This window comes from Streptomyces sp. NPDC002671, from assembly GCF_053592475.1.
In genome coordinates this window covers 207,507-217,920 of the sequence record NZ_JBSFVU010000017.1, presented here as the reverse complement: position 1 = coordinate 217,920, position 10,414 = coordinate 207,507, and the positions used below count along the sequence as shown (strand labels likewise).

Annotated in this window: 10 protein-coding genes; 1 reads left to right on the top strand and 9 read right to left on the bottom strand. The window is 70.8% G+C overall.

Annotated elements, in window-relative coordinates:
- Positions 1-149 precede the first annotated feature (149 nt).
- The 6 genes from proC to ACWD35_RS26190 all read right to left on the bottom strand — a co-directional run bounded on the left by proC (position 150) and on the right by ACWD35_RS26190 (position 4,626).
- Positions 150-962 carry a pyrroline-5-carboxylate reductase gene (gene proC / locus ACWD35_RS26215; protein WP_451353738.1) on the bottom strand — a complete coding sequence of 271 codons (813 nt, stop codon included), beginning with the start codon at positions 960-962 and terminating at the stop codon, positions 150-152.
- 78 nt (positions 963-1,040) lie between these two features.
- Positions 1,041-1,940, bottom strand: a complete 900-nt coding sequence (locus ACWD35_RS26210) for an ABC transporter permease (protein ID WP_451353737.1) — start codon at positions 1,938-1,940, stop codon at positions 1,041-1,043.
- Positions 1,937-2,779 carry an ABC transporter ATP-binding protein gene (locus tag ACWD35_RS26205; RefSeq protein WP_451353736.1) on the bottom strand — a complete coding sequence of 281 codons (843 nt, stop codon included), beginning with the start codon at positions 2,777-2,779 and terminating at the stop codon, positions 1,937-1,939. The genes ACWD35_RS26210 and ACWD35_RS26205 overlap by 4 nt, the downstream gene beginning before the upstream one ends.
- Positions 2,780-2,854: 75 nt before the next feature.
- Entirely contained in the window at positions 2,855-3,652 is a 798-nt protein-coding gene (locus ACWD35_RS26200; RefSeq protein WP_451353735.1) for a class I SAM-dependent methyltransferase, read from the bottom strand.
- An 81-nt stretch (positions 3,653-3,733) separates the two neighbouring features.
- A complete protein-coding gene (locus ACWD35_RS26195; protein ID WP_451353734.1) occupies positions 3,734-4,255 on the bottom strand; it encodes an EamA/RhaT family transporter in 522 nt (173 codons plus the stop codon).
- Positions 4,256-4,299: 44 nt separating this feature from the next.
- On the bottom strand, positions 4,300-4,626 hold the full coding sequence (locus tag ACWD35_RS26190) for an SH3 domain-containing protein (protein ID WP_451353733.1): 327 nt from the start codon (positions 4,624-4,626) through the stop codon (positions 4,300-4,302).
- Between the two features lie 178 nt (positions 4,627-4,804).
- Here ACWD35_RS26190 and ACWD35_RS26185 point away from each other — a divergent pair, with 178 nt between their 5' ends.
- A complete protein-coding gene (locus tag ACWD35_RS26185) occupies positions 4,805-6,904 on the top strand; it encodes a serine/threonine-protein kinase (RefSeq protein WP_451353732.1) in 2,100 nt (699 codons plus the stop codon).
- Between the two features lie 83 nt (positions 6,905-6,987).
- On the opposite strand, the gene ilvD is transcribed toward ACWD35_RS26185, so the two are convergent.
- From ilvD to ACWD35_RS26170, 3 genes are all read right to left on the bottom strand, one after another.
- Positions 6,988-8,841 (bottom strand): dihydroxy-acid dehydratase, encoded by a 1,854-nt coding sequence (gene ilvD, locus ACWD35_RS26180; RefSeq protein ID WP_451353731.1) that lies wholly within the window; start codon positions 8,839-8,841, stop codon positions 6,988-6,990.
- Positions 8,842-8,977: 136 nt separating this feature from the next.
- On the bottom strand, positions 8,978-9,583 hold the full coding sequence (locus tag ACWD35_RS26175) for a TetR/AcrR family transcriptional regulator (protein ID WP_451353730.1): 606 nt from the start codon (positions 9,581-9,583) through the stop codon (positions 8,978-8,980).
- The gene (locus tag ACWD35_RS26170) at positions 9,580-10,398 is read right to left on the bottom strand and encodes a sugar phosphate isomerase/epimerase family protein (RefSeq protein WP_451353729.1); all 819 of its coding nucleotides are present in this window, start codon (positions 10,396-10,398) and stop codon (positions 9,580-9,582) included. Before ACWD35_RS26170 ends, ACWD35_RS26175 begins: the two co-directional genes overlap by 4 nt.
- Positions 10,399-10,414 lie beyond the last annotated feature (16 nt).

Here is a 10,414-nt window from a genome sequence, read left to right as displayed (position 1 = left end):
ACGCCAAAGAGGTCGACGCAGAGGCGCCGAATCTTGGCTGGTACTTGCGGAATGGCTGTCCGGGGACCGACCGGAGTCGGCGCTCACGTCGGACAACTCGGAGAACACTACGGATCGGCATGGGGCGTGTCAACTCGGGTCCCCGGGGTTCAGTCCTTCTTGCCGGAGGCGAGTTCGCGGCTGCGGTCGCGGGCGGCCTCGAGGGCGGCGATGAGGGCCGCGCGTACGCCGTGGTTCTCCAGTTCGCGGATGGCGTTGATCGTCGTACCGGCCGGGGAGGTGACGTTCTCGCGCAGCTTGACGGGGTGTTCGCCGCTGTCGCGGAGCATCACGGCGGCTCCGATGGCGGACTGGACGATGAGGTCGTGGGCCTTGTCGCGCGGCAGGCCGAGCAGGATGCCGGCGTCGGTCATGGCCTCGACCAGGTAGAAGAAGTACGCGGGGCCGGAGCCGGACAGGGCGGTGCAGGCGTCCTGCTGGCTCTCGGGGACGCGGAGCGTCTTGCCGACGGCGCCGAAGATCTCCTCGGCGTGGGCGACGTGCTCGGCGGTGGCGTGGCTGCCGGCGGAGATGACGGACATCGCCTCGTCGACGAGGGCGGGGGTGTTCGTCATGACGCGGACGACCGGGGTGCCTTCGGCCAGGCGCTCCTCGAAGAAGGAGGTCGGGATGCCGGCGGCGCCGCTGATGACGAGGCGTTCGACGGGGATGTGCGGGGCCAGTTCGTCCAGGAGGGCGCCCATGTCCTGCGGCTTGACCGTGAGGATCAGAGTGTCGGCGGTCTTGGCGGCCTCGGTGTTGCTGACCGGGGTGACTCCGTAGCGGCTGCGGAGTTCTTCGGCGCGTTCGGGGCGGCGGGCGGTGACCAGGAGATCGGCCGGGGCCCAGCCCGCCCGGATCATTCCGCTGAGCAGGGCTTCGCCGATCTTGCCGGTGCCGAGGACTGCGACTTTCTGGCTCATGGGGTCATCCTCGCACCGGCGGGGAGAGGCGCGGGTGGATTGTCCGCTGGGCGGACGGGCTGGGCGGGCCGGGCCGGCTCACGCCGTCCGGCGGCGCAGGGTCGCCGCACCGAGGCCCAGTACGAGCACCGCGCACCCGGCGACGATCAGCGCGTCCCGTACGAACGTGGCGGTCATGTCGGCGTGGTGGAGGACCTGGTTCATGCCGTCGACGGCGTACGACATCGGGAGAGCGTCGGAGATGGCCTCCAGCACCGGGTGCATGTTCGAGCGAGGAGTGAACAGGCCGCAGAGGAGGAGCTGGGGGAAGATCACCGCCGGCATGAACTGGACCGCCTGGAATTCCGAGGCCGCGAAGGCCGAGACGAAGACGCCGAGGGCCGTGCCGAGCAGGGCGTCGAGGAGGGCGACCAGCAGGAGCAGCCAGGGTGAGCCGGTGACGTCGAGGCCGAGCAGCCACAGCGAGAGTCCGGTGGCGAGGGCCGACTGGACGATGGCGAGGATGCCGAAGGCGAGGGCGTAGCCGGCGATGAGGTCGGCCTTGCCGAGGGGCATGGCGAGGAGGCGTTCGAGGGTGCCCGAGGTGCGTTCGCGCAGGGTGGCGATGGAGGTCACCAGGAACATCGTGATCAGCGGGAAGATGCCGAGCAGAGAGGCCCCGATGTTGTCGAAGACGAGCGGGCTGGCGTCGAAGACATAGCGGAGCAGGATCAGCATCAGGCACGGGACGAGAAGCATCAGCGCGATGGTGCGCGGGTCGTGGCGCAGCTGACGTAGGACGCGGGCGGCGGTGGCGGTGGTGCGGGAGACGCTGAGCGTGGTGGGCGGCGCGGCCGGGCTCAGGTTCGTGTTCGGGTCCGGGTTCGTGTTCGTGTTCGGGTCCGGGTTCGTATTCGGGTCTGTGGGCGTCGGCGCGCTCGCCGAATTCGCTTTCGCCTTCGCCGCGTCGGCTGGATCGGCTGGATTCGTCGTACTCATCGGGTGCTCTCCTTGGTGCGGCCTGCGGCAGCCTCCCCCACGCTCGGATTCGCTCGCGCGGGGGTACCCCCACCGTCCACCAGGTGCAGGAAGGCGGCCTCGACGGTGTCCCGCGCGGTGCGGGCCCGGAGGGAGTCCGGGGTGTCGTCGGCGAGGAGCCGGCCCTCGCGCATGAGGAGCAGGCGGTGGCAGCGCTCGGCCTCGTCCATGACGTGGGAGGAGACGAGGAGGGTGGCGCCGCGGGTGGCGGCGAGGTGGTGGAAGAGGTTCCACAGGTCGCGGCGGAGCACGGGGTCCAGGCCGACGGTGGGCTCGTCCAGGACGAGGAGTTCGGGCGCGCCGAGCAGGGCCACGGCCAGCGAGACCCGGCTGCGCTGGCCGCCGGAGAGGTTGCCGGCGAGGGCGTCGGCGTGGCTGGTGAGGTCGACGTCGGTGATGGCCCGGGTGACGTGCGCGCGGCGGCGTTCGGCGGCGGCGCGGCCCGGGTCGAGGACGGCCGCGAAGTAGTCCAGGTTCTGGCGGACGGTCAGGTCGTCGTAGACGGAGGGGTTCTGGGTGACGTAGCCGATGCGGCTGCGCAGGGCGGGGTGGCCGGCCGGGAGGCCGAGGACCTGGAGGGTGCCGGTGACCTTGGCCTGGGTGCCGACGATGGCGCGCATGAGGGTCGTCTTGCCGCAGCCGGAGGGGCCGAGCAGGCCGGTGACCTGGCCGCGGGGGACGGTGAAGTCGAGCTGGTGGATGACCGGGCGGGGGCCGCGGACGACGGTGAGGTCTTCGGCGTGGACGGCTGGTGCGGGGGGTGGAAGGGGTGGCTCTGGCTCCCGCGAGTAATTCATCATGCGATGAATAATCCGCCCGGTGAGCAAATGCCGTCAAGGGGAGGTGGCTGGTGTGTCGTGCCGACCGGCCGGCCGTCAGGGCTTGAGCGCGACGAGCAGCAGGACGTCGTACGTCTCCTCGACGATGCCGTCCGGGAAGGCCTTCAGCAGGTGGGCTCGCTCCTCCTCCAGATAGGCGGTCCTGCGTTCCTCGGGGGCGACGAGGACGAACGAGTGGCTGCCTAGGTTGGCGAGGTGGGTGTCGAGCGGGACGCGGCGGCTCCAGCGGATCTCGCGGCGGGTGAAGCGGAGACGGCCGCTGGGGTCGGCGCGGTGGGTGCGTTCGGCTGCCTCGCGCCGCTCGCGGGCGGTGCCCACGCCGAAGCAGCGGCCGACGCGGTCGGCGGCCTCGGCAATCCAGTCGATGTCGAGGGCGTCGGTGTTCCACCACACGGCCAGCGCGCCGCCCGGGCGCAGCACGCGCAGCGCTTCCGGCGCCGAGCGGGCGGGGTCGGTCCAGTGCCAGGCCTGGGCGTAGGTGAGGAGGTCGGCGTGGTCGTCGGGCAGCGGCAGGGCGTTGCCGTTGCCCCGGACGAGCGGGATGTGCGGGAGTCCGCGGCGGAACTCGGCGGCCATGCCCGCGCCGGGTTCGACCGCGAGGACGTCGGCGCCGCGGGCGTGCAGCAGGGCGGTCGAGATTCCGGTACCGGCACCGACGTCCACGACCCGGGCGCCGGACAGGGGGCGGCCGGCCAACTCCTCGACGACGTCGAAGAGGGCGGGCGGATAGGAGGGTCGGTTCGCGGCGTACTGGGCTGCGGCGGCGTTGAAGGAGTCGGCGCGGCTGGTGTGGTGCGGGACCGAGGGGCCGGAAGGCGGCTGCGTCGTGGTCATACAGCCATGGTGTGTGGCGGGAGCGGGGGAGAACAGCGAGTTACGGCCACCCTGGTCCCCGCGCCTGTGACTCCCCCTCGGCTACCGGCGCTTCTTCCTCTTCGCCGGGTTGCCTGTGCGGCGGGTGGTACGGCGTTCGTACTCCGCGCGGGCCTTGTCGTACTCCTCGCGGTGCAGCTTCTCGCCGGGGGCCTCGGTGAGGGAGCGGAAGAAGTAGGCGAGGAGGGAGCCGACGAAGCCGATGGCCAGGAGGCCGCGCAGGGAGGCCTGGCGTGCGGGGTCGTGGCGCTTGCCGAAGCCTTCCCAGGTGTTGCGGAAGGCGAGCGCGCTACAGATCGCGAACATCGCGACGACCAGGACGGTCACGAGGGTGCCCGGCTCGGCGATCTGGATGCCCTCGTAGGCGAGGCGCAGCACGAAGCAGGAGGCGGCGGCCAGGGCGAGGGAGCCGACGGCCACGCCCGCCCGGCGGGCCGCGTAGCCGTCGTCATGGTTCACCCAGGACGTGCCGAAGAAGCGCAGGGGCTCGGGACGGGGGCCACCACCCTGGGCCCCGCCCTCGGAGCCCGCCGGGGTGCCCGGGGTGCCGGTTTCGTCGCTCACGGGACGATTATGACGCCGGGTGGGGGCGGGCCGGGGGGCGGGGGTCAGCCGCAGCGGGCGGCCACGTAGCCGTCGGTGCCCGTCTGGACGAAGGCGTCGGAGACGTACTGGCCGTTGCTGATGTTGTCCCAGATGTTGGTGGTGCCGTACGGGCCCGTGACCGTCGTGCCCGGTGACTGGCAGTAGATGTGGACCTTGGAGCCCTCGGGCAGGACGCCGACGAGGCCGTAGTTGGTCCCCGGACCACTGCGGACGTTCAGGCGGACGCCCGGGGCCACCGAGAAGTAGCGCAGAGACTCCGTCTGGACCGCCGCGGTCAGATCCTCCTGCCCGCCAGTGGTCTCTGCGTCTTCGGCGCGCTCCACAGACATGAACAGCTCCCCCCTCGAGCCCATGACTGCCATGGGTCCCGTCGACTCTCCTGAATCGCGTCTTGAAACACGTGTGCGCGACTCGCACGCGGAGGTTAGCAAGCCGTCTCCGTCTCGTACGAGTCATCGACTAGGCTCCGTGCGTCGCGCGCGCGGACGAACAGCACGGGGGTGGTCCATGGCGCCACAGCGCAGCACCGGAGCGGGGGCGGAAGCGGAACTTCCGGAGTACGCCGGTCACTACCGTCTGGAGTCCTGTCTGGGGTCCGGCGGCATGGGCGTGGTGCATCTTGCCCGCAGTACCTCGGGGCTCAAGCTCGCGGTGAAGGTCGTACACGCCGAATTCGCCAGAGATCCCGAGTTCAGGGGCCGTTTCCGGCAAGAGGTGGCCGCCGCCCGCAGGGTGAGCGGTGCCTTCACCGCGCCTGTCGTGGATGCCGATACGGACGGCGAACGGCCCTGGATGGCCACGCTGTTCATTCCTGGGCCGACGCTCTCCGAGCAGGTTAAGCAGAATGGTCCTTTGGCGCCCGAGCAGTTGCGCCGGCTCATGGCCGGGCTCGCGGAGGCGCTGCGCGACATCCATCGGGTCGGGGTCGTGCACCGGGATCTGAAGCCGAGCAATGTGCTGCTCGCCGAGGACGGGCCGAAGGTCATCGACTTCGGCATCTCCCGGCCGAAGGACAGTGAACTGCGGACCGAGACCGGCAAGCTGATCGGTACGCCGCCGTTCATGGCGCCCGAGCAATTCAGGAGCCCGCGTGAAGTGGGGCCGGCGGCGGACATCTTCGCCCTGGGGTCAGTGATGGTGCACGCGGCGACCGGGCGGGGGCCGTTCGACTCCGACAGTCCGTACATCGTCGCGTATCAGGTGGTGCACGACGAGCCGGATCTGACCGGGGTGCCGGAAAGCCTGGCTCCGCTAATACTCCGCTGTCTCGCCAAGGAGCCCGAGGAGCGGCCGACTCCCGACGTGCTGATGCGGGAGCTGCGGTCGGTGGCAGCTTCGTACGACACGCAGGCGTTCATACCGGCTCAGCGGAAGCCTGCGGAGCCGGCGTCCGAGGTGCACGCCGAGAAAGCGGTGCGCCGGCCCGGGAGGCGGGGCAAGAAGCGCATTGCAGCCTTGGGTGCCGCAGTGGTCGGCCTGAGCCTGCTCGGCGCCCTGGCTTCGGTTCAGCTGCTTGACCGGACGGGACACGGCCCTGAGGGCAAGCACCCGCAGACGGAGTCCGCCGCGTTCAGTACATGGGCGGTCAATCGGGTTGCCCCGGGCACCGGTATGCCTCAATGCTCATACGGGGCTGGGAAGTTGCTCTGCAGCCAGCCGGGAAAGGTCTTCGCGCTCTCCCCCGCGAACGGTGCCCTGCTGTGGCGGCACTCGGTCACCAAGCAACCCGCCGGCGGACCACCGGTGGTGTCGGCCGGTCTGGTGCAGCCCTCCACGAACGGCGGGTCACGTCTCACGGCCCTCGACCCAGCCTCGGGCGAGGAGGTCTGGCATCGGCGTCTGGGGGCGGGGACTGCAGTGCGGTATGTCGGCGGCATGGCCCTGCTCGTACGGTCCGACGGAACAGTCACCGGTGTGGACGCGGCGACCGGCGACACGAAATGGCAGCGCGGCTTCCGAGGACAGGACGCTTCGGCCTTCCTCCTCTCGTTCCCGGGGGACCCGTTGGCCTACGCGACCCGTACGTCCGATGACGGATCGAGCACGCGGGTGACCGCCGTGGATCCGCGCACGGGGCATGTGCGCTGGGACGCTCGACTCAAGGGGATGCTGACACCGTTCGGCAGCCAGGGCGGCGCGCTCTTCCTGCTCTCCACCGACAGTGTCTACAGGGGGACGAAGGGGGTCGTCCGCTACACGCCGGCCTCGAAGGCAACCCACCAAGTCACGCTGCCTGTCGCACTCGAAGACGCTCAAGCCACCGTACGGGGACATGTGGCCTACGTCCTGGCGGCCGATGGTTCGCTCGTGGCCGTCGACATGGACGCGCGGCGCCAACTGTGGCGACTGGAAACTGCCGTGAGCCGTGGATCGGCACCCGTCACCGATGGCGAGAAGGTGTACTTCAGCTCGGCTGACGGGAGGCTCCTCGCCGCCGACGCCCGGAAGGGAACGCTCGTCGGGCAGACGGAAGCACGCCTCGGCGATCACTCGGCCAGCGTCATGGGAGCACCCCCCTCGCCGATCGTCATCGGCACCCACGTCTACGCCACCGCCCCCGACGGCACCGTCTTCGCCCTCGACGGGCGGAACCCGGCGACCTGGTAGGCGGCGGGGCGTCAGACAGGGCCAGAAAGGGAAGGGGCCGCCCCCCGTTCAGGAGGCGGCCCCTTGTCAGGCTGTCAGGCGGTTCACGCCAGCTTCGTCACATCCCGCACCGCGCCCTTGTCCGCGCTCGTGGCCATCGCCGCGTAGGCGCGCAGGGCGGCGGAGACCTTGCGGTCGCGGTTCCTGGGGGCGTACGCCCCGTCCAGTTCCCGCTCGCGCCGGGTGAGTTCCGCCTCGTCGACCAGCAGCTCGATCGTGCGGTTCGGGATGTCGATGCGGATGCGGTCGCCGTCCTGGACGAGGGCGATGGTGCCGCCGGAGGCCGCCTCGGGGGAGGCGTGGCCGATGGAGAGGCCAGAGGTGCCGCCGGAGAAGCGGCCGTCGGTGATCAGGGCGCAGGTCTTGCCGAGGCCGCGGCCCTTCAGGTACGAGGTCGGGTAGAGCATCTCCTGCATGCCGGGGCCGCCCTTGGGGCCCTCGTAGCGGATGACGACGACGTCGCCATCCTTGACCTCGTGGGTGAGGATCCGCTGGACGGCCTCCTCCTGGGACTCGCAGACCACGGCCGGGCCCTCGAAGGTCCAGATGGACTCGTCCACGCCGGCCGTCTTCACCACGCAGCCGTCGACGGCCAGATTGCCCTTCAGGACCGCCAGGCCGCCGTCCTTGGAGTACGCGTGCTCGGCCGAGCGGATGCAGCCGCCCTCCGCGTCCTCGTCCAGCGCCTCCCAGCGCTCGGACTGGGAGAAGGCCTCCGCCGAGCGGACGCAGCCGGGGGCCGCGTGCCACAGTTCCACCGCCTCCGGGGACGGGCTGCCGCCTCGGACGTCCCAGGTCTTCAGCCAGTCGGAGAGAGACGGGCTGTGGACCGCGTGGACGTCCTCGTTCAGGAGGCCGGCGCGGTGCAGTTCGCCGAGCAGGGCCGGGATGCCGCCCGCGCGGTGCACGTCCTCCATGTAGTACGTGCGGTTCTTCGCGACGTTCGGGGCGACCTTCGCCAGGCAGGGGACGCGGCGGGACACCGCGTCGATCTGCTCCAGGCCGAACGGGACGCCCGCCTCCTGGGCCGCCGCCAGCAGGTGCAGGATCGTGTTCGTGGAGCCGCCCATCGCGATGTCCAGGGCCATGGCGTTCTCGAAGGCCTGGAAGGTGGCGATGTTGAGCGGGAGGACGGAGTCGTCGTCCTGCTCGTAGTAGCGGCGGGTGACGTCCATGACCGTGCGGGCCGCGTCGACGTACAGCTGCTTGCGGGCCGTGTGGGTGGCGAGGACGGAGCCGTTGCCGGGGAGGGAGAGGCCGATCGCCTCGGTCAGGCAGTTCATGGAGTTCGCGGTGAACATGCCGGAGCAGCTGCCGCAGGTCGGACAGGCGTTCTCCTCGATACGGAGGATGTCCTCGTCCGAGATCTTGTCGTTCACGGCGTCGGAGATCGCGTCGACCAGGTCGAGCGTGCGGACCGTGCCGTCGACCAGCGTGGCGCGGCCGGACTCCATCGGGCCGCCGGAGACGAAGACCGCCGGGATGTTCAGGCGCAGGGCCGCCAGCAGCATGCCCGGGGTGATCTTGTCGCAGTTGGAGATGCAGACCAGGGCGTCGGCACAGTGGGCCTCGACCATGTACTCGACCGAGTCCGCGATCAGGTCGCGGGAGGGGAGGCTGTACAGCATGCCGCCGTGGCCCATGGCGATGCCGTCGTCCACCGCGATCGTGTTGAACTCGCGCGGGATGCCGCCCGCCTCCTTGATCGCCTCGCTGACGATCCGGCCGACCGGCTGGAGGTGGGTGTGACCCGGCACGAACTCGGTGAAGGAGTTCGCGACCGCGATGACCGGCTTCCGGCCGATGTCCGCACCGGGTACACCGGAGGCGCGCATAAGGGCGCGGGCGCCCGCCATGTTGCGGCCGTGGGTGACTGTGCGGGACCTCAGCTCGGGCATCGTCGCTCGCTCCTTCGAAGACCTTCCGCCAGAGAGCTCTGGCACTTTCCGAGAGTACGCCGCCGCTCCAAGGGCTGGACTCGGTTGTCCGGAATACGGGACGGTCGTTTCACGGCGGCGGATCCGTGCGCCGCCCTCAGGGTGCGGTCAGGTGGCGCTGCACCACCGGTGCCACCCGCGCGATGATCTGCTCCAGGTCCGCCGACGCCACCGGCTCCAGCTTGATCACGTAGCGCATGATCGCCACGCCCACCAGCTGGGCCGCGGCCAGCTCGGCGCGCAGTTCCGCGTCCGGCAGGTGCACCTCGGCGGCAACGCGGTGCAGCAGCTGGGAGGCGACCAGGCGGCGGAAGACGGCGGCGGCGGTCTCGTTGTTCACCGCCGAGCGCACGATCGCAAGGAGCGGGGTCTGGGTGGCGGGGTCCTCCCAGATCCCGAGGACGAAGCGGGTGAACCGCTCGCCCACCCCCTCCAGCGGCCCGTCGGCGAGCGCGTGCGGCGCGTTGAGCGCGGGCGCGAAGGCGACCGCGATCGCCGCCTCGAAGACCTGTTCCTTGGTCCCGAAGTAGTGGTGGACGAGCGCCGAGTCGACCCCGGCGGCCTTGGCGATGCCGCGCACGGACGTCTTCTCGTACCCGCGTGCGGAGAACTCCTCGCGGGCCGCGGCCAGGATGCGGTCCCGGGTGTCGGCGGACTCCGTACGCGGCGGCCGTCCCCTTCTGCGCGCGGTTGCCCCCGTCATCGCCGGGGCACCTTCACCGCGGAGGCCAGGTGCAGCCGCGTGTACGCCAGGGCCTCGGCGAGGTCGGCCTCGCGTTCGGCGCTGGACATCGCGCGCCGCGTGTTGACCTCGATGACGACGTGGCCGTCGAAGCCGGTCAGCGCGAGCCGCTCCAGCAGCTCCGCGCAGGGCTGGGTGCCGCGGCCGGGGACCAGGTGCTCGTCCTTGGCCGAGCCGCGGCCGTCGGCGAGGTGGACGTGACCGAGCCGGTCGCCCATGCGGTCGATCATCGCCAGGGCGTCGGTGCGGGCCGTCGCGGTGTGGCTGAGGTCGATCGTGAAGTGCCGGTAGTCGTCCTTGGTGACGTCCCAGTCGGGGGCGTAGGCGAGCATCTCGCGGTCGCGGTAGCGCCACGGGTACATGTTCTCGACGGCGAACCGTACGTCCGTCTCGTTCGCCATCCGCCAGATCCCGCTGACGAAGTCGCGCGCGTACTGGCGCTGCCAGCGGAAGGGCGGGTGTACGACGACGGTGCTCGCCCCCAGCTTCTCCGCCGCCGCGCGGGCCCGCTGGAGTTTGACCCAGGGGTCGGTGGACCAGACCCGCTGGGTGATCAGCAGGCAGGGGGCGTGGACGGCGAGGATCGGGATGCCGTGGTAGTCGGACAGCCTGCGCAGCGCGTCGATGTCCTGGCTGACCGGGTCGGTCCACACCATGACCTCGACACCGTCGTATCCGAGGCGCGCGGCGATCTCGAAGGCCGTCGCCGTCGACTCCGGGTAGACGGAGGCGGTGGACAGCGCGACGGCCACGGGCACGTCCCTGGGTTCAGCCACGTCCGTCACCTTACGG

Coding starts and splice junctions, on each gene's coding strand:
- ilvD (WP_451353731.1), bottom strand. CDS start 8,841: ATGCCCGAGCTGAGGTCCCGCACAGTCACCCACGGCCGCAACATGGCG.
- ACWD35_RS26175 (WP_451353730.1), bottom strand. CDS start 9,583: ATGACGGGGGCAACCGCGCGCAGAAGGGGACGGCCGCCGCGTACGGAG.
- ACWD35_RS26210 (WP_451353737.1), bottom strand. CDS start 1,940: ATGAGTACGACGAATCCAGCCGATCCAGCCGACGCGGCGAAGGCGAAA.
- ACWD35_RS26185 (WP_451353732.1), top strand. CDS start 4,805: ATGGCGCCACAGCGCAGCACCGGAGCGGGGGCGGAAGCGGAACTTCCG.
- ACWD35_RS26200 (WP_451353735.1), bottom strand. CDS start 3,652: ATGACCACGACGCAGCCGCCTTCCGGCCCCTCGGTCCCGCACCACACC.
- ACWD35_RS26205 (WP_451353736.1), bottom strand. CDS start 2,779: ATGATGAATTACTCGCGGGAGCCAGAGCCACCCCTTCCACCCCCCGCA.
- ACWD35_RS26190 (WP_451353733.1), bottom strand. CDS start 4,626: ATGTCTGTGGAGCGCGCCGAAGACGCAGAGACCACTGGCGGGCAGGAG.
- proC (WP_451353738.1), bottom strand. CDS start 962: ATGAGCCAGAAAGTCGCAGTCCTCGGCACCGGCAAGATCGGCGAAGCC.